The following is a 22,122-nucleotide window of genomic DNA, read 5'->3' as shown; positions in this document are numbered from 1 at the left end:
GGAGAAACCATCATGCTGATCGAAGTCAAAGTCCCCGTATTTTCAGAATCAGTGACAGAAGGCACGCTGATCAATTGGCTTAAAAAACAGGGAGAACATATTGAACGCGGTGAAAATCTGATTGATATTGAAACAGATAAGGTGGTTCTGGAGCTCCCTGCCCCGCAATCCGGTGTTCTGGTTGAAATCGTCAAAAATGATGGGGCTATCGTCACCAGCGGGGAAATCATCGCTCGTATCGACACCGCAGCAAAAGGCTTGAAAACAGACCCACAGCAACCTGCACAAACCACTCAGGCTGAATCTGCTGACGATCCCAAACAGCCAGCAGCTGATAAGACCGACGACGTATCACCACAACCAGGCCGCCCGCTTATGCCGGCTGCAAAAAGAGTCGCAGACGAGAATGGTCTGACTGCCGAGGAAATAACAGCCATACATGGCACTGGCCGTGGTGAACGAATTACCAAGGAAGATGTATTAAACCACATCAAGAATCGAGAAAGCTCTGCCACTAGCCAACAACCAGATTCCTCATCGAATCAGCCTGTCAGAAAAATTCAGCCTGACACAGCCTCATCAGCCTCTCAAACAGAACAATCAGCAAGACAAGAAAAACGTGTGCCCATGACCCGCCTGCGCCTGCGCATTGCTGAACGGCTGGTACAATCCCAGTCTACCGCAGCTATCCTGACCACTTTCAATGAGGTCAATATGCAAGCAGTTCTGGACTTACGCGCCCGTTACAAGAGCAGTTTTGAAAAAGAACACGGTATCAAACTTGGCTTTACCTCATTCTTCGTCAAGGCAGCCGTTGCGGCACTTAAGAAATTCCCCATCGTCAATGCATCGGTGGATGGAAACGACATCATCTATCACGAGTATTACGACATTGGTATTGCCGTAGCCAGCCCGCGCGGCTTGGTTGTGCCGATTATTCGCGATGCTGATAAACTCACCTTTGCTGAAATTGAGAAGCAGATTGCTGATCTGGCCAAACGGGCACAAGATGGAAAACTGACAATAGAAGAGCTAACGGGAGGCACCTTTACTATTACCAATGGCGGTGTATTTGGATCAATGCTCTCCACGCCGATCATCAATCCACCACAAAGTGCTATTCTGGGTATTCATGCCACCAAACCGCGCCCCGTTGCTGAGAACGGCCAGGTTGTCATCCGCCCCATGAACTACCTTGCACTTTCCTACGATCATCGCATTATCGATGGACGCGAAGCAGTATTGTCGCTGGTAGCCATGAAGGAAGCACTGGAATATCCAGCCAGCCCGTTGTTTGATGATTGAGAAAACAACAACATCATTCACTTGAACAGACTGACATAATCAGGAACAGCTATACAATCAATCAGCTGATTTTTTTGCTGTTTCCCACTGTTCAGGCGTGTAGGTTTTCATAGATAACGCATGGATTTCTTCGCGCATACGATCACCAAGTGCCTGATAAACCAGTTGATGCTGCTTAACGATATTCTTTCCCTGGAACTGTTCGCTGACGATCACAGCGCTAAAATGATGACCGTCATCCCCTATTACCTTGATCCAGGTACAAGGCAACGCAGTTTTAATTGAATGTTCGATTGACTCTGCTGTAACCACAACTACTCCTTATCCATAAAAATATAAAAGCTATTCCATTTCGCTTACGAGCGTATTTTGTAGCCGCTTTTCAGCATCCATAATGCCCACCCTGAAATCACGATGAGACAGCACAGCACAACGCTCATGCTGATATAAGGCGAAATATCAGAGATACCAAAAAAACCATAGCGGAAACCATCGATCATGTAAAAGAACGGATTCAGATGCGACAGAAGCTGCCATACAGGTGGCAGAGAATGAATGGAATAAAACACACCGGAAAGAAAAGTCAGCGGTAGAATAATGAAATTCTGAAAAGCAGCCAGTTGATCAAACTTATCCGACATAATCCCGGCAATGACGCCTAGCACTCCCAGCAGAGCGCTACCAAGCAACGCAAATAATATAACCCAGAGTGGCGACTGCAGGGGCAACGGATAAAATAGAAGGGCAGCAGCATACACACCCATGCCAACCATGAGTCCACGCAATGTTGAGGCACTGATATAGGCCAGAAAGATTTCCAGGTAAGACAGGGGTGACAGCAGGACGAATACTAGATTCCCCGTTATTTTCGACTGGATCAGGCTGGAAGATGAATTAGCAAAGGAGTTTTGCAAAACCGTCATCATTACCAACCCGGGAATCAGAAATACAGCATAAGTAACACCATCATAAACTTGCACCCGATTAGCAAGTACATGAGAAAAAATCAGTAGATAAAGCAAGCTGGACAAGATTGGCGCCAGTATCGTCTGCAAACTGACTTTCCAGAAACGCAATAATTCCTTGTAAAACAAGGTATAAAAACCGGTCATGCGCTACCTGCCGAATCAGCTTCCATAAGCTTCATGAATACCGACTCAAGGTCAGGCTGAAGCAGTTTAATATCAAACACCTGTATTCCAGATTCTCGTAATATTGACAACGCCGTTTCAATCTCTGAACTGTCCTTTATTTTCAGACTGTGCAGACAGCCATCCTGTTTACCTGGCCATGCCTGTAAACCGGATGGCAATTTCTCCGAAGACAAACGAAACTCCAGTGTGTAACCCCGCGTGCTGTGCACAAGGTTATGCATACTATCAAGTGCGATAATTTTTCCCTGCTTGAGCACCGCCACACGATTACACAAGGCTTCGGCCTCTTCCAGATAATGCGTGGTCAGAACAATCGTATGCCCCTGAAGATTAAGTTGCCGGATGAATTGCCACAAACTTTGACGTAAATCCACATCTACGCCTGCTGTCGGTTCATCAAGAATAATCACCGGAGGTTTATGTACTAATGCCTGTGCGATCAATAAACGCCGCTTCATACCACCTGACAAGGCGCGTACATTCGCATGTGCTTTTTCTGTGAGATCAAGATGATGCAAAATTTCATCAATCCAGACATCATTTCGTTTAAGACCGAAATAACCTGACTGGATCACCAGTGTTTCACGTACGGTGAAAAAGGGATCGTATACCAGTTCCTGTGGAACCACACCCAGCCTTTTTCGCGCTTCACGATAACCGGACAAGACATCGTACCCCATAACGCTGGCAGTCCCATGACTTGCACGGGTTAAACCAGCCAGGATACTGATCAGCGTGGTTTTACCTGCACCATTAGGGCCCAACAACGCGAAGAATTCACCTGGCTGAATAACCAGATCGACATTATCCAGCGCAACCAGCGCACCATAGCACTTGCCTAGCCGCTGTATCTCGATAGCTGGGGTCATCTCATCACGGGAAACAATCAGAATTTATTAAACAAAACAAGGAACGGTAACACCTGCCCGATCAATCGGATTTACCTGTACAGCCGGATGGAATTAAAGTATCTACGTCATATAACTCAATAAGACCAACCAGATTTCCCGGCAGGTTGATAAATTCAATTTTCCGGCCGTGTATCTGAGTAGCACGTACCCATTCAAGTAGCATACTAACAGCCGAAGAATCCACCTGGGTAACCTCTGCCAGGTCTATCACCCGATTGTCCAGCTTGATTGCCGCCACACCTGCTCGAGTGACTTCAACCGCATTATCGTAAACTATCGGACCATGAATAAAAAGACGATCTTTCTCCACGCGAATACCGGTTTCCGTATCCATGCCTGTTTACTTGCTCTGCATGGATGTATTTTTCTCCACAAGTGCTGTGATCAGACCATCCACACCACCGTTTCTGATCTGACTGTTAAAGGTGCCCCGATAATTGGTCACCAGACTGACACCGGCAACAGTTACATCGTAAACCTTCCAGCCATTGCTACTTTTTTCCATGGAATAGTCGATCGGCACCGGCTGTTTACCACTCCCCTGGATCACCTGAGTCTTGACTGTTGCCCTGGTATCCTGCGGGTTGACATTGGTTGGGCTGACCTTGATGATCTCATCACGATAGCTGGTCAGCGAGTTGGAATAGGTTCGCACCAGTAACGTGCGGAATTCCCTAACCAGTGATTTCTTTTGTTCCGGACCGGCAAGTGACCAATTTTTACCCATCGCCAGCTGGGTCATGCGTGTGAAGTTAAAATGCGGCAATATTTTTTCCCGGATAAGATTTAATACCTTATCCTGGTTGCCTGCCCTGATACCATCATCCTGATTGAGTATGGTGATCACTTCATCAACTGTATTTCTAATCAGTGCATCAGGTGAAGAGTCCTGTGCTGCTGCAGGGAGCGCAATAACCAGTAACGCCAGAAAAATAATCTTATTAAATAATAATTTCATGTTTTATCGCCTGTTTCAAATTTCCGGATCCAAATTTTTTTTCTCTGAAGCCTTATCGAACAAGAAGCGCCCGATCATCTCCTCCAACACAATCGCCGAGTTGGTTTTCATAATCTTTTCACCATCTGCGAGCATCTCCTCATCCCCACCTGGTAATAATCCGATATACTGTTCCCCCAACAACCCTGAGGTCAAAATGCTAGCAAATGTATCCTTAGGAAACCGATAGCGCGTATCCACCTTCATGGTTACCACCGCATCATAGGTCTGCACATCAAACTGAATATCTGTGACACGGCCCACCACTACACCCGCACTTTTTACGGGCGCACGTACCTTTAAACCACCGATATTCTCGAAATTACCCACCAGTACATAGCTTTTATCTGTCTGAAAATCCGTAAGGTTACCTACTTTTAACCCCAGAATCAGCAATGCACCAATCCCCGCCATGACGAACAGGCCCACCCAAAAATCCATCATGGTACGTTGCATCAGCTTACCCCTCTGAACATAAATGCAGTTAAAACAAAATCCAGACCCAAAATTGCCAGCGCGGAAGTAACCACTGTACGGGTCGTTGCGCCCGACACCCCCTCTGCCGTTGGCGGTGCATCAAATCCTTCAAACACGGCAATGGCCGTCACCACCACACCAAAGAAACAGCTTTTGATGACACCATTTACAATGTCATAACGGAAATCAACCGAGCTTTGCATCTGTGACCAAAAAGAGCCCTCGTCCACACCGATAAAAATCACCGTCACCAGATAGCCACCAAACACACCCATCACAGAAAACATGGCAGCCAGCAACGGCATCGAAAAAACTCCACCCCAGAATCGCGGCGCAACGATGCGCGCGATCGGGTCCACTGCCATCATACCCATGGCGGCCAGTTGCTCGGTTGCTTTCATCAGTCCGATTTCGGCAGTCATGGCTGAACCTGCCCGGCTGGCAAACAGCAATGCAGCAATCACTGGCCCCAGTTCGCGCACCAGAGATAACGCCACCAATGTTCCCACCGCTGATTCGGAACCAAATTTCTGCAGCGTTTCATAACCCTGCAATCCCAGCACCATGCCGACAAATAGCCCGGATACCAGAATAATAATCAGCGACATCACTCCGGCATAATAGATCTCGCGCGTAATCAAACGAAAACGCAGAAAACCGGGAACAGATTTCAGCAATACCAACAGCATAAAATGAGTTGCACATCCAAGTCGCCAGATGCTATCAACCATCCTATGCCCAATGGATTCGATAACGATCCTGATCCGTCTAGCCAAACTGATCACTCCCTGTATTCATGCTGATAATATCCAGTCAGGCATTGCTTCCAACGCCTATTCCCAAATCCTGAGAATAAGCCTGTGCCTGGTAATGAAAGGGCACCGGGCCATCTATTTCACCATGAACGAACTGGTGTACGAACGGCACTTTTGATGCACGTACCTCATCAGGCGTTCCGTGCGCAGCAATCACCCCGTCGGCCAGAAAATAAACGTAATCAACAATCCGCAGCGACTCCTGAATGTCATGTGTCACCATAATGGAAGTCATGCCGAGTGTATCGGTCAAGCGGCGAATCAAACTGCCAATCACGCTCAATGATATTGGATCCAGACCAGTAAACGGTTCGTCGAACATCATCAGCATAGGATCCAGCGCAATCGAACGCGCCAGTGCCACGCGCCGCGCCATTCCGCCAGAAAGCTGTGCCGGCATCAGATGCTGGGCACCACGCAAACCGACCGCGTGCAATTTCATCAGCACCAGATCCCGGATCATTGATTCAGGCAAATTCGTGTGTTCACGCATCTGAAAAGCAACATTATCGAACACTGACAAATCGGTAAACAATGCACCAAACTGGAATAGCATACCCATTTTACGTCGTAACTTGAATAACTCATTCCGGCCTAGCTCATGTACAACCTGCCCCGCTACGCTGACAGATCCAACCAAAGGCCTGATTTCACCTCCAATCAACCGCAATAGCGTCGTTTTTCCTGACCCGCTCCCTCCCATGATGGCAATCACCTGTCCGCGCGATATGCTCATATCGACACCTTTCAGAATTGGCCGGGTACCGTAGGCAAAATTAACGTTCCTGAATTCAATCAACGGACTGGTAGCCATCAGTTTTTGTCTTTTAACTTCCAAAATTTCAGTGACATGCGTAACATCTCCAAGGTTGCATCCTAATTCCAATACTGGCCGCATAGACATTCCAACCCGAACATTCCCCTAACATAATCCAATTCATGCATTTTACCAGAGCCCCCCGGATACCACTCAACCCGTCACTCTCTTTCCTGAAATTTTGTCTCTTTACAATCTTTCTGATTTTTCTGCATGCCCAACCGGGGCTGGCTGACACCATCTATCGCTCTATCAATCCCCATGGTCGAATCCTCTATTCTGATATCCCCACCCCAACTGCAAAACCTCTGCAACTTGCTGCTCAGCCAGTACGGAGCAAATATCGGGTCACTAGAGTTATCGACGGCGATACCGTCGTGCTTGAGAATAACAAACGGGTAAGATTGCTGGGTGTGAATGCACCCGAGATCGAAAACCGGTTTCATCCGGCAGAACCAGGCGGGATTGAAGCAAAAAAATGGCTGCAAGGAAAACTACAAGGACGCAGTGTTTATCTGGAACATGATCGGCAAACGCAAGATCACTATAAAAGAATGCTTGCTCATCTATATCTTGCAGATGGAGAACATATCAACCTGTCTCTGGTGGAAAAAGGGCTAGCTGTTGTCACACTGATATCTCCAAACCTGCTGCATGCCAATACCCTGATCAAGGCACAACAACGGGCAGAAGCAAAGAAACTGGGGATCTGGTCAATGAAGCAATACCAGCCACGTCAGCTGGTCAAACTAACCGAAAAACCATTTGGTTGGCAGCGCTACCGGGTAAAGGTCACGGCACTCAAACGCAATCGCCGATTCAGCCGCCTTATCATCGGCAAAAATATCGACATCTCTATTGCCAACCAGGATCTGGCCTTATTCCCACCTCTGGAAACTTATCTGAACAAGCCGTTGGAGGTACGTGGCTGGGTATCACGCAAGAAAAACCATTTTTCAATACGTATTCAGCACCCGAGTGCATTGATCCTGCATTAAGGTCACTTCTGAAGATTGGCTTTCAGACGAGATACCCTTAAGAAAAATCACTGTAGCGTGACCGTTTGCGCCATTGAATACGTGGAATAACTAGCCCCAAAAATAAACCGGCAAACAGCACCAATCCTCCAGCGTAAAACCACTCACGTTCGACCTGCTTGCCCAGCGTCTGGTTTTCTTGCTCAAGTTTGCCAAGTTTTGCCGTTAAAACATCTGTTTGCTGCCGTAGTTCCTGATTCTGATTATCAAGCTGTACAGCATTGGCGGCCAACTGCTTTATTTTGGATAGCTCCGCCTCCAGCTGATTGTTATTCTTCTCAAGCATCGTTGCCCGTTGCATCAGTGTTTCATACTCATGCCTGATAAGATCAGCCTGCGCACGCGGATTATCCGGGCGATTGTCATCGCCTGAAAACTGGTTGCTTAATGCTTCGAGTAACACTCTCGCTGCCGGCTCGGCCATCAGGTGCCGTGTCAACACCCATCCTTCAGCACCACCAGCTGTCCTGACCCTGGCATACCCGCTCTTCCGGTCGCGCTCCAGCACTTCTAGCTCAGCACCACTTTTCAACACCTTCACAATTGCATGTTTATGACTGGGGCCTGTTCGTACTAACACTTCCACCTGATCGCTGGCATAGCCTTTTTCAGCCCGAGCCGGCAGTGGCAATATACACACACAAACGATAGAAATAATCAGAAGATGGGTAAGTCTACTCATTTCACTTATAGTGGCTGGTTCCGGAAACAAAATAGTACGGCCATTGTTAACACATACCAAAACATCCGGTTTTTACGCGGACCTGATCTGGAAACGCTAACGCTACTTGTTGTCATCAAATCCTGATATAAAATATTTAATCAGCAGAACCAGAAAAAAGGGAATGGAACTCAGTGTCGTCATCAGATAATGTTCATAGGTAAACTGATCACCTTCATCCATAATGATGTAGGTAAAGAAAACACCAATCGGAAAAATGATCATAAGGGATTGGAGTAACAAAAACAGATTCTTCATTGTACTGTCTCACACTATCTTGCTCATTGCCACGAGAAACCGCATTTAAACTACAATAGAATATCATAGAAACTTAGATCATTATGCCGGGGCAACAATACCCAGAACCACATGAAATGACCGAATCATCTCGAATTTTACTCATTCTGACCAACTTTCCGGACGAGGTAAGCGCCAGGAAGCTGGCAAAAATACTGGTTGACCAGCAACTGGCAGCATGTGTCAATATCCTGCAGGGATGCACTTCAATTTATCGCTGGCAGGGTCAAATTGAAACGGCCAGTGAAATACCGGTTCTGATCAAAACTACCCGGCAACGATACCAAGCTGTGGAACAAACGATCAAATCACAGCACCCCTACGAACTCCCTGAAGTTATTGCTGTCCCTCTCGATAACGGGTTGCCTGCTTACTTGCAGTGGGTCGCTAATGAAACAACCGAAACAGATGTTTAACCAGGATAACCAATGCGCTGGATAAAATTCATTTTGATTTTACTGTCACTATGCCTGATCAGTACGCACACCATGGCCGAAGAAAGCCGGTCCGGGGGGTTGATGAGTATTCTGCAACGATTGGGGATGAGTACCGATCAGACCGAGCAGGAATTGTTGCCACCGGATGAGGCCTTCAAGCTGTCCCTCGAAGTACGGGATGATCACACACTGATTGCCCGCCTGACACCAGCCAGGGATTACTATCTTTATCGTGACAAGATTGCTTTTGAATCAAAGAGTGAAGGGATTCACATTGAGCAAGTCACCCTGCCATCAGGGAAAATGAAGAATGACCAGCTCTTTGGCAACACTGAAGTGTACTACCAGCCATTGGAAGCTGTTATCACACTGCGCCGCGAATCATCTGCTCCGGAGCAGCTATCCCTCTCTGCTACCTACCAGGGTTGTAACGAACCAATCGGTGTGTGCTATGCGCCGATCAACAAGGAAAATGAACTACTGCTGCCCGCCCTGAAGGCCATAGTGAACACAGCCGCCGGCGCTATCAGCAACAATGTGCAAGCAGCCAATGCTGACTCTACTGCCGAACTGTTTCAATCACCTGGCAATACTGCCCCATTATTTGAAACAGAATCCTATAAAATAGAACGCCTGTTCGCCAGTGGCAATTTCTGGCTGATTCTGAGTGGCTTTTTTGGCATTGGCGTGCTACTCGCTTTCACGCCCTGCATATTCCCCATGTTGCCAATTCTGTCCGGCATCATCGCCAGCAAAGGACAGCAAATGTCGAAAACACACGGCTTCATACTGGCATTGGCCTATGTACTGGGGATGTCGATCACTTATGCCGCAGTCGGTGCTGCCGCAGGCTTATCCGGGGCCATGTTATCCGCCTCACTACAAAATGCCTGGGTACTGGGAACATTCGCACTGATCTTTACTGCACTGGCACTCTCCATGTTTGGTTTCTACGAACTGCAAATGCCCGCTTTCATACAAAACAAGTTGATAGAAGAAGCCAATCATTTCAAGGGTGGCCAACTGGCTGGCGTGTTTGGAATGGGCGCACTGTCCGCACTGATCGTCAGCCCCTGTGTTGCCGCTCCGCTCGCTGGTGCATTGATCTATATCAGCCAGACTCGCGATGTCGTGCTGGGTGGATCCGCCCTGTTTGTCATGGCATTGGGAATGGGTGTTCCCCTACTGTTGCTCGGTGTTTCTGCTGGTGCACTATTACCTAAAGCTGGTGCGTGGATGAAATCCATTCAGCAATTTTTTGGTGTCCTGCTGCTGGCTGTGGCCATCTGGCTGATCTCTCCCGTAATTACAGAAGTCGTCCACATGCTGCTCTGGGCAGCGTTGCTGATTATTTCAGCCATCTATCTACATGCGCTTGATCCGCTACCTCATCAGGCCTCTGGCTTCAGTAAATTTCTCAAGGGGATCGGCGTTATTGCATTGCTGACCGGTGTTGCATTACTCATCGGCGTACTTTCCGGAAGCCGGGATATCCTGCAACCCTTGTCAAAATTCAACCTGACTGCATCCACCTCTTCCGCGCAGCTTGCTGAATCGCCGGCTGGCATGAACGCTCCCCTGCCATTCAAGCAAATAAAAACAGCTGCAGAACTGGACGAACTCATCCGGCAATCACGGGGACGTTACGTCATGATCGACTTTTATGCCGACTGGTGTATTTCCTGCAAGGAAATGGAACGCTTCACCTTTACCGATCCACAGGTCCAGGCACGTCTAAAAAATGTCGAGCTGGTCCAGATCAACGTAACTGAAGGAACACCGGATGACGCCGAACTACTCAAACGTTTCAAACTCTTCGGCCCGCCTGGAATTCTGTTTTTTGATAAACAGGGAGTTGAGATTCCTGACATCAAGATTATTGGCTATCTCGACAAAAAAGACTTTGTTACCGTACTGGATGCAATACTGCTCTGACAACCAGGCAGCAACCATCCACATTTGCACTATTTTGCAGACATATAGCAGTACACGCTGCGCCTTGAGTGCGCCAGTACGGTGGTAGCCAGTACGGTAAATACCAAATTGATCCGGTATCTGTTATGCCGCGTAAATATCTACTTTTCTTCCCCGGAATCCCTTATGTCCAAGCCCAACAAGTTTTCGTTCTACATTATTGTCGCCATTCTTTCACTGGCCGCTGGTATCGCCTACAAATCCAGAGAAATGGGTATTACAACCTCTCTGTCGGATAACGCCAAAAAAACTGCAGCAGAAACATTCTTCAACACAACGTTATCCACTCCGGAAGGTATCCCCCAGGCCATGTCGCAATGGCGGGGGAAAATCATTGTTATCAATTTCTGGGCAACCTGGTGCCTGCCCTGTCGGGATGAAATTCCGGAATTAATCGATACCTATGCAACATACCACCAGAAAGATCTGGTTATCGTTGGAATTGCCATAGACAATGCCGAAAAAGTAACCGCGTTCAGCAAGGAATTCAACATTAACTACCCCGTACTGGTCGGAGAATTCGATGCCTTTACCCTGACAGAAGCCATGGGCAACCCGCAAGGCGCCCTGCCTTTTACCGTTACAATTGATCGCAATGGTACGATCGTCGATACCCACCTGGGGCGAATCAAAAAACGGCAAATCGAAGCAATCATTCAACCAATGTTGTAAAACCTATTCAAGGTCTCAATCAAGGGATGCAGTGCAAGGCAAAATTAAACAAGAAAGCGGAGCATACTTGAAGTATGTTGAGCATTTTGAGTTCAATTTCAACGCCGTAATGCGCCCTTCAGTGGGATATTGAACAGGCTCTAACAACCCTGGCGACCGGTTTCGTTACAAACTATCAAGGCCACTCGCAATCCGAGTCACGTCCAACCTCCAATCTTTGCAAGCTAGCCGTGACATTTTTCAGATACCAGCAAATATTCACATCTGTACGCTCTTTGCTTGCCCAGCAGCTATGGGCAAGGATCTTATTGGGTATGGGATTAGGCACGGTCACTGGGCTTGCATTATCCCCTGGTGGCTTTGCATTGCTGGAAAATGAAACCGCGCTCACTACGGCAGAATGGATTGCTCTGCCCGGTGCCGTATTTCTGGAAATACTGAAAATGGTGGTAATCCCGCTGATCATCTGCTCCATCGTGCTGGGCATTCTGAGCAGCGGCTCACCCCGGCAACTAAAGAAGATGGGGGCATTTATCGTGCCCTATTTCATAGCAACTTCTTTTGTAGCAGTCACAATCGGCCTGTCACTCTCTCTTTTTATCCAGCCAGGACACATGATGAGTGCCGGTGCCCATGCAATGGTAACGGATGCAATATCGACCGCCAGTGCACCAATACTGGATGAACTGACTGTTCCACAGCGCATTACCCGCCTTATTCCTTCAAATTTTGTCGAAGCAGCTTTGCACGTTGACATGCTCAAAATTGTGATTAGCGCCATCTTTTTTGGTGTTGCCGCGCTGACCATGCCACGCGAGCTCGTGAAACCATTTGAGGAGCTATGTCTGTTCGGGCAAGGCGCCGCGATGCAAATTATTGACTGGGCCATGGCATTGGCGCCTTACGCTGTATTTGGCCTGATGACCGACGCCATGATTCACCTGGGTTTTGATGCCCTTAGCGCCATTGGCTGGTATATGGCCTCCGTATTATCGGGTTTGACCATTATTTTCAGTTTGTATCTGTTTGGAGCAACCGTATTTGGCGGTTATTCACCAGCCACCTTCTTGCGAGCAATCCGTGAAGTGCAGCTGCTGGCTTTTTCAACCTCCAGCTCGGCAGCTGTGATGCCAGTATCCATCCGTACTGCAGAAAATAACCTGGGTGTCAGTGAAGATATCAGCCGCTTCGTCATCCCTATTGGTGCAACCATCAACATGGATGGCACCGGGCTTTATCAAGCCGTAGCTGCTATTTTCCTGTGCCAGATCTTCGGTGTGGATCTTAGTATTACCGAGATGACCCTGCTGATGTGTGTCATCGTGGGGGCATCAATCGGCACTCCCGCCACTCCTGGCGTTGGCATTGTCGTGCTGGCCACCATTTTATCCGGCATCGGCGTACCTCCCGCCGGCATCGGTATTATTTTCGGTGTTGACCGTATCCTTGACATGTGCCGCACGACGATCAACGTCACAGGCGATCTCACCGCTGTTGTCATTATGGAACGCTGGATGAAAAGCAGATCGGCTTAAAAAGCGGGTAAGAACCACCGTACAGAGATTCCCTAAATACCTGAGGCAGTACGCCGAAGTAATCCAGCAGCCGCTTCAGGGTTTACTTTAACCCCGCCCATGCAGTAAAAATACCGTCGGTTTCTTGTGCAGATCCGGCCAGTTGCTGCCTGGTCGCCATTCACCGATCATTTGCGTCAGGACAACTTCATCTGCCTGGGTCAGGTTACTGGCTACACATAAATCTGTTTCCACACGGCACTGTTGTACCAGAGCTTCCAGCAATTTCTGGTTGCGGTAAGGTGTTTCGATAAAAATCTGGGTCTCATCCGCCACGATGGATGCCTTTTCCAGCTGGATGATCTTTTTATTGCGCACCTCCGGGGCAACCGGCAAATAGCCATGGAAGCGGAAACGCTGGCCATTCAGCCCGGAAGCCATCAGCGCCAGCAAAATTGCAGAAGGACCGACAAACGGCACCACCCGAATCTGCCTGCGATGTGCCAGCCGGACAAGCATCCCGCCGGGATCAGCAATCGCCGGACAGCCTGCTTCGGACAGCAGACCAATATCCTCCCCAACAAGCAATGGCGCCAGCAGTGCTTCCAGCTCAGTGGCGGGAGTGTGCTCATCCAGCACTTCCAGTTTGAGCGTTTGTACAACGCGCTCTCGATTTACCTGTTTAAGAAAATGGCGCGCTGTTTTGGGATGCTCGACGATGAATCGCTCCAGCAGACTGACTCGTTGCTGAACTCCGGCCGGGAGTATCCAGCTGAGATCGCCTTCCCCCAACGGAGTCGGAATCAGGTATAGCGTACCGTAAGGCATAACATCTGCAGGCATGATGTTTGCAAATCAGTGCAGCACGCGCGGCACACTCAGAATGAACTCAGGAATTTCCACCGAAAAATGAAAACCATCCTCGGCCACCATCTGATAAGAACCTTTCATGGAACCCGCTATTGAGGAAATCGCAGTGCCGCTGGTGTATTCAAAACTTTCGCCGGGTTTAAGTAGCGGCTGCTCTCCCACCACGCCCAATCCGCGCACCTCCCGTGTCTCCCCATCGCCACCAGTGATGATCCAGTGACGGCTCACCAGCTGCGAAGCCACGCTGCCGATATTATTGATCGTAATCGTATAAGCAAACACATACTGCTCCTGCGCGGGATCGGATTGATCCTGCAGATAAGTGGTACGCACTTGCACCTTGATGTCGTATTTTTGGTCGTTTTTCATGCGGCATATTCCACACTATTTTGCGGGCAACGGCAAGCAACCTGGTACGAAACCACCAAAATTATAATTCGCAGGGTATGCATTTATTGATATGGGTATACTCCACCCCGCTCTTTGCGAGCACAGCAGTGCAAAGCAATCCAGCACAGTGCAACACTGGCCAAGCACAATGTGTATAAAGAGTAGCGCTGAAACTGTCGTTATCCAGTCTTGCATCATGTAGAACCGACAAAGGCCAACCTGTCGTGAGGCAGGGGCGCAAAGTTTCCGATCCTGATTGCATCAGGAAAGCGGGACTGCCGAAGTTCGCATCCACTCCCTTTCTTCATACAGGTATGCGTACTGCGGGTCGGCTTCGTTATAACCTATCTTTCCAAGGAGCCGCGCATGTCAAATGCAAGATCAATTCATTCGCCATTTTCAGATCACTTATATCATTGCTTCAGTTTTTCAATTCTTCTGTTTCTCCTGATCATCTTCTCCAGCAATAGCCATGCCAATCCAGGCAAGGATATCCGGGAAGCTGCCAGATCTGAATCAACCAGTAAAACCGCCGCTTCTCCCTCCCATTGGAAAAAAGGTCGTCTGCTGCTCATTCCGCGTGCCGGGTTGACCGCAAAAGAGTTTGATAAGGCCATCAGACCGCATGGCGTCAAATCCAAACGTAAACTCAGCAGGCTAAGTGCGCATATTTACGAATTGCCCGATGGCGTGGATGAAATCAAGGTCATGAACAAGCTCAAAAAAGATCGCCGTTTCAAGGCGGTTGAGCTGGATCAACTGGTTGGCCCAGCGCAAATGGTTTCTGATCCCGCATTCAACAGCAGTTGGGCGCTACCCAAAATCCAGGCACCTGTCGCCTGGGATATTGCTACTGGCGATGGCGTAACCATTGCTGTTCTTGATACCGGGGTGGACAGTAACCATCCTGATCTGGCCGCCAACATGGTTCCCGGCTGGAATATTTACAATGGTAACGACGATGCCAGCGATGTACATGGCCACGGCACCAAAGTGGCCGGTTCAGCGGCAGCAGCGGCCAATAACGGTATTGGCAGCGCCGGGGTAGCCTGGAATGCACGCATCATGCCAATACGCATTGCCAATCCCAACGCTTACGCCTATTTCAGCGCCATGGCAGATGGCATTCGCTGGGCGGCTGATCACGGCGCGCGTGTTGCCAACATCAGCTATGAAGGCGCAGCCGGTAGCTTGACCGTGCAATCCGCTGCCAACTATATGCGTAGCAAGGGAGGAGTGGTGGTCGTCGCCGCAGGCAATTCCAGCGGATATATCAGTTATGCCCCCAGTGATGCGCTGATCGTTGCCTCAGCAACAGGCAGTAACGATACACGCGCCAGCTGGTCCAGCTACGGCCCCGCAGTGGATGTTGCTGCACCGGGAGCAAGTATTTACACCACTACGCGCGGCGGCGGGTACGGCTCCGTTTCCGGCACGTCCTTCTCCAGCCCGATTGTCGCCGCCACCGCTGCACTGATGTTCTCTGCCAATCCGGATCTGGCCCCGGCAGATGTCGATCAGATACTCAAAAACACCTCTCTCGATCTCGGCGATCCCGGCCATGATGCCTACTACGGCCACGGGCGTATTAATGCTGCCGGTGCGGTGAATGCTGCTCATGCACAATTTAACGTGGATAACATTGCGCCGGTTATCAGCATCACCTCCCCCACTGGTGGCACAGTGTTGGGAGATGTGTTGGTGGATGTCAATTATTCCGACAACAAGGGCGTGGTGCGTGTAGAGCTGTACGTCAACGGCAGAAAAGCGATCGAAGATACCCAGCCGCCTTTCGCCTTCGCCTGGGATACCAGCACACTGGCGGACGGCAGCTACACCCTGGTAGCGTATGCGTTTGATACTGCCGGTAACCAGGGTACCTCTGCCCCGGTTAAAATCACCGTAAAAAATACGGCGGCAGATACCACACCGCCGACCATCAGCATCACCTCTCCCACTGGTGGCACAGTCTCCGGTAACGTATCCGTAAGTGTAAATTTTTCCGACAACATCGGCGTGGCGCGTACAGAACTGCACATTAACGGTAAGCAGGCGATGGAAGACACCGAACCGGGCAACCGTTTTACCTGGAATACCACCACGCTGGCCGATGGCAGCTATACCCTGGTGACGTATGCGTTTGATGCTGCCGGTAATCTGGGCACTTCCTCACCGGTGGTGGTCAGTGTAAAAAATTCCGACAACAATCCACAGAAAGCGCCTTTACCCAAAATTAACCAGTTCAATCTCAAGGATGGACAGAAAGTCAGCCTTTTTGAGAACGTCAAAGTGAAAGCCGACAACAACACCCGCAAAATCAACCTGAAAGTGAATGGCAACATCCTTACCACTATTGACGGCAACTCGTTGAATTACCGCTGGAATACATGGGATAGCGCCCCGCGCGGCAGCACGCTTACCGTTACCGTGGAAGCCGGTAACGTGGATGGTGAATTTGTCAGCCAAACTGTCAGCGTCAGAAATTAGGGAGGCTGTATAACCTTGATCCTGTCCTGACACAATCTGCAGGATTAAGGCAATCCGGCGCCGCTACTATCGTCTTTGTGACTGCGAGCGCAGAGAAGCAGGCAGTAATCCAGCGGCGTTGGTAATCGCCACGGCCTGGAGAGTCTCGTAATACCAGGATCTGTAAAAATATCCTGATCATTTTCTTACCTTTGATTCCCAGCATTCAGCGCCCTGCTCCCGCAGGGCGTTTTTTGTCGGAAAATTTTACATAAATATCCTGCTGACGAGGATCACCTGCAAATATTCATTATATTTCAATCAATTAGCAATATGGCATGTTTTGTGCTTAATATATAAATAGAATTTCATTAATCAATAATAAGATTTCAGGAGGAAAATTAAAATGACAAAACTGGATAAAACTTTTTACGGCGAACATATCGCCCCCCCCGGAAGAAACAGGCGACTCGTCTGACAGCTACGCTTAAGGCAGGCGTCGCCTGCGCCATGCTGACGATGATCGTTGGTACTGCGAATGCAGCTTTATCCAACGCGGATGTAACATTTAATGGCGTTGCATCAAATGGTTTCTTTGGCCCCACGGCTAATCCTAGTGACCAGAGCCCCAGTTCAATTGAAAGTTTCGCAAATGCCTCCAATTCGGGCTGGAACTTTGGGAGTTCATGGGATTTTCTGGTAAGAGATAACACAGGCACCACTAATTCCGTATCTGCTGTTTATGAAGGTTTAACCTTCACGCTTTCCGCAGATAACGGCCAGAATGGTCAACCCACCCCCGACATATGGAAACTGATGGTCACGGATAATGACCTGAATACCGCGCCGTCTATTCCGTTTACGATGGATTTTCTGATTCATATGCACGGTGGGCATAACAATGCTTTTTACTTCTTTGATGACAGAACAATTAATGCCACTAACGCTGGCACTTTCCAGATCAACTTTGTAAATAATGGTAATCAATTTCCAGGCCTTTCCAATTTCGACATCCTGGTTCGTGATCTGCAAAATGGTGGCGGCAGCAGTGAAATACCCGAACCCGTCAGCCTGTTGTTGTTTGGTGCCGGACTTTTGGGGCTTGGTCTGAATCGCCGTCGTAAACAGGCTTGAATCATTACAAAAACAAATATCTATTCATAAAATAAAACTCAAGCGCCGGGTAACCGGCGCTTTTTTTGTGCGCTCACCCAAACTCTTCCTCCACACCTTCTTATCCCACTCCCTCATCTTTGCGAGGAGACTGCAGACGGACATCCAGTGACCACCTGAAATGAGAAACAGTTTACGCGTATTTCTCCAAATGGAAAAACCCTGATGTCGATGATGTAAGTGCGTTAGAGTGCGCATTAAAAAATCAGGTATCAGAGGCCTGTATCCAAGCTGGCCGCAAGGCATGCCCAAGCATATGATTGTTGATACCCAGAGTATAAAAAACACGGATACCGCCGGGGAAAAGAACTGAGATGCAGGTAAGAAAGTGTCTGGAATCAAACGACATATGCTGCTGACACCTTGGGACTGCCTCACGCCATTGCTGTAACAACCGCGGGTTACCGACCGCAAAGGCGCTATTACTGCATTGACGCCAGGAGAAGTGAACCGCACACTTTCGCGGTCATTCCCAGGTGCTGGATTGTGGAACAAACTTTTTCATGGCCGGAAAAATGCCGGCGATAACAACTTCTAATTTCATGTTTACTTGGTTTGGTTTCTACCCCGGTATTTTCATTCCATTCTTACTGGTCTCGACTTTATTACTTCATTACCGCACGGGGAGTAGTTGTTGCTGCCTGATCCTGTTCAGTAGCTTGCTTTCACGACGATCGTTATACAAGTGGCGTTATAATCTGCTATTTCTAAAGAAGGATGGAGCATTGTCCTGAATAGCTTATGTCTGTTAAACCTGATCTGTTTCAAAGAACACCCGTGCTGGACGGCGATGATGTCGAAGCCAAGCGCGAAGAAGTGCGCGCCTATTTTCATACGACGCTGGATCGGTATGAGCAGTTGTTCGAAACTCTGCGCAGTGATGCAGCCTATTACATCAAACCAATTTCTCTGCGCCATCCCCTGATTTTTTATCTGGGCCATACCGCCACTTTCTTTATCAACAAGCTGGTTTTGGCTGGCGTGCTGACGGAGCGTATCAACCCAAGGCTGGAATCCATCTTTGCCGTGGGCGTGGATGAGATGAGCTGGGATGATCTGGATGCCACGCATTATGACTGGCCAACTGTTGAGGAGGTGATGACCTATCGCCGTACCATGCGTCAGAAGATAGATGCCCTCATCAGCTCATTATCACTAACACTACCAATTACATGGGAAAGCCCGTGGTGGGCGATTGTGATGGGGGTGGAGCATGAGCGTATTCACCTGGAAACGTCTTCTGTACTGATCCGCCAGCACAAACTTGATTATGTGCAGCCTCATTCTGCCTGGCAGCCTTGCCACGAGAGCGGCAGTGCGCCAGAAAACGGGATGGTTACGGTTCCGGCCGGGAAAGTGGTGCTGGGCAAGAACAAAACCGATCTTGTTTATGGGTGGGATAATGAATATGGCCACCATGAGGCGGAGCTGCCTGATTTCCAGGCTAGCCGCTATCTGGTCAGCAACCAGGAATTTCTCGGTTTTATCGAAGCACAAGGCTACAAAACAGATGATCACTGGGAAGAGGAAGGGCTGGCATGGCGAAAATTTAGCGCTGCGATTCATCCAACGTTCTGGGTGCAGCAGGGGGATCAATGGTTATTGCGCCTGATGACGGAAGAGGTACCGATGCCGTGGAACTGGCCGGTAGAGGTCAATTACCATGAAGCCAAGGCATTCTGTAACTGGAAAGCGAAAACAACTGGGCAGCCGGTGCGTTTACCCACTGAAGATGAATGGTATCGTTTATATGATGTTGCTGGATTGAGCGAAGTACCCCGTACTGAACGAGCACAAGGCAATATCCATCTTGATTACTATGCCTCCAGCTGCCCGGTGGATAAATTCCAGCACGGTGAATTTTTTGATGTGATCGGCAATGTCTGGCAATGGACAGAAACGCCTATGCATCCATTTCCCGGCTTTGAAGTCCACCCACTGTACGATGATTTCACCACACCCACTTTTGATGATCAGCATAATCTCATCAAGGGGGGGTCATGGATTGCATGCGGAAATGAATCCATTCGCACATCACGCTATGCGTTCCGCAGACATTTTTTTCAGCATGCCGGCTTTCGCTATGTGATTTCTGCTGCATCTGCTGTGCACCACAGCTCACATTACGAAACGGACAAGCTGCTGTCGGAGTATGCAGAATTTCACTATGGCAATACTTATTTTGATGTGCCCAATTTCCCGACGGCATTGGCAAAACTGGCCATTGCTGCAATGGGAAATCGCCCCGCGCATAAAGCGCTTGATCTGGGGTGTGCTTCCGGCCGGGCAACATTCGAGCTGGCGCACCATTTTGATCATGTCACCGGCGTTGATTTTTCTGCACGCTTTATTAATCAGGGTGTGATGCTGGCGGGGCGTGGCATCCTGCGTTATACCCTGACAGATGAAGGGGAGCTGGTTTCTTACCGGGAATGCACCCTTGCCGGGCTCGGCCTGAAAGAGCTCAGGCACAAGGTTGAGTTCTTCCAGGGGGATGCCTGTAATCTCAAGCCGATATTGACTGGCTATGATCTGATTATGGCAGCCAACCTAATTGATCGTTTGTATGAACCTGCCAAATTCCTGACCATGGTGCATGAACGGCTGAATCAGGGCGGGTTGTTGTTGCTGGCCTCACCTTATACCTGGCTGGAGGAACACACCAAACGGGAGCACTGGGTGGGCGGTTTCAAGCGCGATGGTGAAAATTTCACCACGCTGGATGGACTGAAAGAAATGCTCGGCAGCCATTTCCGTTTGCTTGGAGAACCGCAACAGGTACCATTTGTCATTCGTGAAACACGACGTAAATTCCAACATACGTTGTCAGAAGTGACTCTCTGGGAGAAACTCACTTGAGTTACGATTTTGATCGTGAAATCGGCCGGGACGGGACATTCAGCACCAAATATGATGGCCGTGAGATAACGTTCAATCGCCCGGATGTCATACCGCTGTGGGTGGCCGATATGGATTTTGCCGCTCCGCCTGCCGTCACCGAAGCGCTGGTCAAGCGCGCCACTCACCCTGTTTATGGCTACACACAATTTCCTGACAGTCTGTATGAATCACTAATCTATTGGCTGAAATCACGTCATGGCTGGCAGATAGCACGCGAATGGATCGTTTTCTGTCCGGGTGTAGTACCCTCGCTGAGTGCATCTGTTCTTGCGTTGAGTAAACCGGGTGAAGCTGTCATAGTTCAGCCGCCGGTGTATTACCCGTTTTTCTCGGTGGTCAAAAGAACCGGCAGAAAGCTGCTGAACAATGCCTTGCAACAGGCACAGGGGAGCTACGGTATGGATTTTGCTGATCTGGCCCGGCAGGCGGCTTCTGCGCGCATGCTGTTATTTTGTTCCCCGCATAATCCGGTTGGCCGGGTGTGGAGCAGATCGGAACTGGAAAAGCTGCTGGACATTAGCAGGCAATATAACCTGATTGTTGTCTCGGATGAAATCCATGCGGATCTGATTTATCCGGGTAACAAGCATCACATATTGGCTGACCTGGCAGATTCATCGGAAGCAATTATCACTGCGGTAGCACCTAGTAAAACGTTCAATATTCCGGGGCTCAATTTGTCTGCACTGATTATTCCTGATCCGCAACACCGGGCAGCCATTCGCGATCAACTGGAGATAATGCATATCAGTGCCGCCAATCCGTTCAGCATAGTGGCGTTTGAAGCAGCTTATCGTGCAGGCGGTGAATGGCTGGATGCACTGATGGCCTATCTGGAATCTTCGCGTGAGATGGTTCAGCACTATCTGGCTGAGTATTTGCCACAAATCCGGCTGATTCCTTCACAGGGAACCTACCTGTTGTGGCTTGATTGTCGCGAGCTGGGTATGACTGATGATGAACTCAAGCACTTTTTCATATTTGAAGCTGGAATCGGGCTAAACGCTGGTATTTCCTATGGCAGGGAAGGCAGCGGCTTCATGCGCATGAATATTGGAGCTCCCCGCCACCGGATCAGGCAGGCACTGAATAGCATCCGCAGCGCACTTGAACGTACAAAAAACAACTCCTTTTGAATGGTGTGTGGCGATATTATTTGCTTTATCCTGTTTTTACTAACGTAGCAGTACGAGG

The 22,122-nt window shown here is 49.0% G+C and carries 22 protein-coding genes and 1 riboswitch; of the genes, 10 read left to right on the top strand and 12 right to left on the bottom strand.

Annotation, left to right across the window (positions count from 1 at the left end; genetic code table 11):
• Window positions 1-12 precede the first annotated feature (12 nt).
• Window positions 13-1,305 (top strand): 2-oxoglutarate dehydrogenase complex dihydrolipoyllysine-residue succinyltransferase, encoded by a 1,293-nt coding sequence (gene odhB, locus ABF86_RS09975; RefSeq protein ID WP_074455524.1) that lies wholly within the window; start codon window positions 13-15, stop codon window positions 1,303-1,305.
• Window positions 1,306-1,362: 57 nt separating this feature from the next.
• Here the strand turns inward: odhB and ABF86_RS09970 are convergent, their stop codons facing one another.
• The 8 genes from ABF86_RS09970 to ABF86_RS09935 form a co-directional block, all read right to left on the bottom strand.
• Window positions 1,363-1,617, bottom strand: a complete 255-nt coding sequence (locus ABF86_RS09970; protein WP_074455525.1) for a BolA/IbaG family iron-sulfur metabolism protein — start codon at window positions 1,615-1,617, stop codon at window positions 1,363-1,365.
• Between the two features lie 44 nt (window positions 1,618-1,661).
• Window positions 1,662-2,417: an ABC transporter permease gene (locus ABF86_RS09965; RefSeq protein ID WP_011633945.1), complete on the bottom strand. Its 756-nt coding sequence runs from the start codon at window positions 2,415-2,417 to the stop codon at window positions 1,662-1,664.
• Complete coding sequence (locus ABF86_RS09960) at window positions 2,414-3,328, bottom strand: ABC transporter ATP-binding protein (protein ID WP_011633944.1); 915 nt, start codon at window positions 3,326-3,328, stop codon at window positions 2,414-2,416. Before ABF86_RS09960 ends, ABF86_RS09965 begins: the two co-directional genes overlap by 4 nt.
• Before the next feature lie 61 nt (window positions 3,329-3,389).
• Window positions 3,390-3,704, bottom strand: a complete 315-nt coding sequence (locus tag ABF86_RS09955) for an STAS domain-containing protein (protein ID WP_011633943.1) — start codon at window positions 3,702-3,704, stop codon at window positions 3,390-3,392.
• A 6-nt stretch (window positions 3,705-3,710) separates the two neighbouring features.
• Window positions 3,711-4,328, bottom strand: coding sequence for an ABC transporter substrate-binding protein (locus tag ABF86_RS09950; protein ID WP_011633942.1), 618 nt, complete (start codon window positions 4,326-4,328; stop codon window positions 3,711-3,713).
• Between the two features lie 15 nt (window positions 4,329-4,343).
• Complete coding sequence (gene mlaD / locus ABF86_RS09945; protein ID WP_011633941.1) at window positions 4,344-4,823, bottom strand: outer membrane lipid asymmetry maintenance protein MlaD; 480 nt, start codon at window positions 4,821-4,823, stop codon at window positions 4,344-4,346.
• Window positions 4,823-5,620, bottom strand: coding sequence for a lipid asymmetry maintenance ABC transporter permease subunit MlaE (gene mlaE, locus ABF86_RS09940; RefSeq protein ID WP_011633940.1), 798 nt, complete (start codon window positions 5,618-5,620; stop codon window positions 4,823-4,825). The genes mlaD and mlaE overlap by 1 nt, the downstream gene beginning before the upstream one ends.
• Window positions 5,621-5,657: 37 nt before the next feature.
• Complete coding sequence (locus ABF86_RS09935) at window positions 5,658-6,473, bottom strand: ABC transporter ATP-binding protein (RefSeq protein WP_011633939.1); 816 nt, start codon at window positions 6,471-6,473, stop codon at window positions 5,658-5,660.
• A 125-nt stretch (window positions 6,474-6,598) separates the two neighbouring features.
• Between ABF86_RS09935 and ABF86_RS09930 the strand changes: the two genes are divergently transcribed.
• Window positions 6,599-7,474 carry a thermonuclease family protein gene (locus ABF86_RS09930; RefSeq protein WP_074684823.1) on the top strand — a complete coding sequence of 292 codons (876 nt, stop codon included), beginning with the start codon at window positions 6,599-6,601 and terminating at the stop codon, window positions 7,472-7,474.
• A 37-nt stretch (window positions 7,475-7,511) separates the two neighbouring features.
• Here ABF86_RS09930 and ABF86_RS09925 read toward each other — a convergent pair whose 3' ends face one another.
• Together ABF86_RS09925 and ABF86_RS09920 are read right to left on the bottom strand one after the other, a co-directional pair.
• Complete coding sequence (locus ABF86_RS09925; RefSeq protein WP_011633937.1) at window positions 7,512-8,195, bottom strand: TIGR04211 family SH3 domain-containing protein; 684 nt, start codon at window positions 8,193-8,195, stop codon at window positions 7,512-7,514.
• A 102-nt stretch (window positions 8,196-8,297) separates the two neighbouring features.
• The gene (locus tag ABF86_RS09920; RefSeq protein ID WP_011633936.1) at window positions 8,298-8,492 is read right to left on the bottom strand and encodes a hypothetical protein; all 195 of its coding nucleotides are present in this window, start codon (window positions 8,490-8,492) and stop codon (window positions 8,298-8,300) included.
• A 116-nt stretch (window positions 8,493-8,608) separates the two neighbouring features.
• Between ABF86_RS09920 and cutA the strand changes: the two genes are divergently transcribed.
• From cutA to ABF86_RS09900, 4 genes are all read left to right on the top strand, one after another.
• The gene (gene cutA / locus ABF86_RS09915) at window positions 8,609-8,947 is read left to right on the top strand and encodes a divalent-cation tolerance protein CutA (RefSeq protein ID WP_074455527.1); all 339 of its coding nucleotides are present in this window, start codon (window positions 8,609-8,611) and stop codon (window positions 8,945-8,947) included.
• A gap of 12 nt (window positions 8,948-8,959) precedes the next feature.
• Window positions 8,960-10,903, top strand: coding sequence for a protein-disulfide reductase DsbD (dsbD, locus tag ABF86_RS09910; RefSeq protein WP_074684824.1), 1,944 nt, complete (start codon window positions 8,960-8,962; stop codon window positions 10,901-10,903).
• 165 nt (window positions 10,904-11,068) lie between these two features.
• The gene (locus ABF86_RS09905; RefSeq protein WP_074684825.1) at window positions 11,069-11,614 is read left to right on the top strand and encodes a TlpA disulfide reductase family protein; all 546 of its coding nucleotides are present in this window, start codon (window positions 11,069-11,071) and stop codon (window positions 11,612-11,614) included.
• 230 nt (window positions 11,615-11,844) lie between these two features.
• Window positions 11,845-13,149, top strand: a complete 1,305-nt coding sequence (locus ABF86_RS09900; protein WP_074684826.1) for a dicarboxylate/amino acid:cation symporter — start codon at window positions 11,845-11,847, stop codon at window positions 13,147-13,149.
• A gap of 87 nt (window positions 13,150-13,236) precedes the next feature.
• On the opposite strand, the gene ABF86_RS09895 is transcribed toward ABF86_RS09900, so the two are convergent.
• Both ABF86_RS09895 and apaG read right to left on the bottom strand, forming a co-directional pair.
• Window positions 13,237-13,971, bottom strand: a complete 735-nt coding sequence (locus ABF86_RS09895; protein WP_204987592.1) for an SAM-dependent methyltransferase — start codon at window positions 13,969-13,971, stop codon at window positions 13,237-13,239.
• Window positions 13,972-13,983: 12 nt separating this feature from the next.
• Entirely contained in the window at window positions 13,984-14,367 is a 384-nt protein-coding gene (apaG, locus tag ABF86_RS09890; protein ID WP_011633930.1) for a Co2+/Mg2+ efflux protein ApaG, read from the bottom strand.
• Between the two features lie 223 nt (window positions 14,368-14,590).
• A riboswitch (cyclic di-GMP riboswitch) is annotated at window positions 14,591-14,671 on the top strand.
• A gap of 83 nt (window positions 14,672-14,754) precedes the next feature.
• Here apaG and ABF86_RS09885 point away from each other — a divergent pair.
• From ABF86_RS09885 to ABF86_RS09870, 4 genes are all read left to right on the top strand, one after another.
• A complete protein-coding gene (locus ABF86_RS09885) occupies window positions 14,755-16,875 on the top strand; it encodes a S8 family serine peptidase (protein WP_011633929.1) in 2,121 nt (706 codons plus the stop codon).
• Between the two features lie 489 nt (window positions 16,876-17,364).
• Complete coding sequence (locus ABF86_RS09880; RefSeq protein WP_011633928.1) at window positions 17,365-17,988, top strand: PEP-CTERM sorting domain-containing protein; 624 nt, start codon at window positions 17,365-17,367, stop codon at window positions 17,986-17,988.
• A gap of 780 nt (window positions 17,989-18,768) precedes the next feature.
• Window positions 18,769-20,886 carry a 5-histidylcysteine sulfoxide synthase gene (gene ovoA, locus ABF86_RS09875; RefSeq protein WP_011633927.1) on the top strand — a complete coding sequence of 706 codons (2,118 nt, stop codon included), beginning with the start codon at window positions 18,769-18,771 and terminating at the stop codon, window positions 20,884-20,886.
• A complete protein-coding gene (locus tag ABF86_RS09870) occupies window positions 20,883-22,064 on the top strand; it encodes a pyridoxal phosphate-dependent aminotransferase (RefSeq protein WP_011633926.1) in 1,182 nt (393 codons plus the stop codon). Before ovoA ends, ABF86_RS09870 begins: the two co-directional genes overlap by 4 nt.
• The last annotated feature ends 58 nt before the right edge of the window (window positions 22,065-22,122 follow it).

This window comes from Nitrosomonas sp. GH22, assembly GCF_009833115.1.
Classification (GTDB): domain Bacteria; phylum Pseudomonadota; class Gammaproteobacteria; order Burkholderiales; family Nitrosomonadaceae; genus Nitrosomonas; species Nitrosomonas eutropha.
This window is presented reverse-complemented; position numbering and strand designations above follow the sequence as displayed.

Bases quoted from the DNA above. Each gene is read 5' to 3' on its own strand.
- ABF86_RS09885 (WP_011633929.1), top strand. From the start codon at position 14,755: ATGTCAAATGCAAGATCAATTCATTCGCCATTTTCAGATCACTTATAT.
- mlaD (WP_011633941.1), bottom strand. From the start codon at position 4,823: ATGCAACGTACCATGATGGATTTTTGGGTGGGCCTGTTCGTCATGGCG.
- cutA (WP_074455527.1), top strand. From the start codon at position 8,609: ATGACCGAATCATCTCGAATTTTACTCATTCTGACCAACTTTCCGGAC.
- ABF86_RS09935 (WP_011633939.1), bottom strand. From the start codon at position 6,473: ATGGCTACCAGTCCGTTGATTGAATTCAGGAACGTTAATTTTGCCTAC.
- ABF86_RS09955 (WP_011633943.1), bottom strand. From the start codon at position 3,704: ATGGATACGGAAACCGGTATTCGCGTGGAGAAAGATCGTCTTTTTATT.
- ABF86_RS09905 (WP_074684825.1), top strand. From the start codon at position 11,069: ATGTCCAAGCCCAACAAGTTTTCGTTCTACATTATTGTCGCCATTCTT.
- ABF86_RS09930 (WP_074684823.1), top strand. From the start codon at position 6,599: ATGCATTTTACCAGAGCCCCCCGGATACCACTCAACCCGTCACTCTCT.
- ABF86_RS09895 (WP_204987592.1), bottom strand. From the start codon at position 13,971: ATGCCTGCAGATGTTATGCCTTACGGTACGCTATACCTGATTCCGACT.
- ABF86_RS09920 (WP_011633936.1), bottom strand. From the start codon at position 8,492: ATGAAGAATCTGTTTTTGTTACTCCAATCCCTTATGATCATTTTTCCG.
- ABF86_RS09950 (WP_011633942.1), bottom strand. From the start codon at position 4,328: ATGAAATTATTATTTAATAAGATTATTTTTCTGGCGTTACTGGTTATT.
- apaG (WP_011633930.1), bottom strand. From the start codon at position 14,367: ATGAAAAACGACCAAAAATACGACATCAAGGTGCAAGTGCGTACCACT.
- ABF86_RS09965 (WP_011633945.1), bottom strand. From the start codon at position 2,417: ATGACCGGTTTTTATACCTTGTTTTACAAGGAATTATTGCGTTTCTGG.
- ovoA (WP_011633927.1), top strand. From the start codon at position 18,769: ATGTCTGTTAAACCTGATCTGTTTCAAAGAACACCCGTGCTGGACGGC.
- odhB (WP_074455524.1), top strand. From the start codon at position 13: ATGCTGATCGAAGTCAAAGTCCCCGTATTTTCAGAATCAGTGACAGAA.
- ABF86_RS09960 (WP_011633944.1), bottom strand. From the start codon at position 3,328: ATGACCCCAGCTATCGAGATACAGCGGCTAGGCAAGTGCTATGGTGCG.
- dsbD (WP_074684824.1), top strand. From the start codon at position 8,960: ATGCGCTGGATAAAATTCATTTTGATTTTACTGTCACTATGCCTGATC.
- ABF86_RS09925 (WP_011633937.1), bottom strand. From the start codon at position 8,195: ATGAGTAGACTTACCCATCTTCTGATTATTTCTATCGTTTGTGTGTGT.
- ABF86_RS09880 (WP_011633928.1), top strand. From the start codon at position 17,365: ATGCTGACGATGATCGTTGGTACTGCGAATGCAGCTTTATCCAACGCG.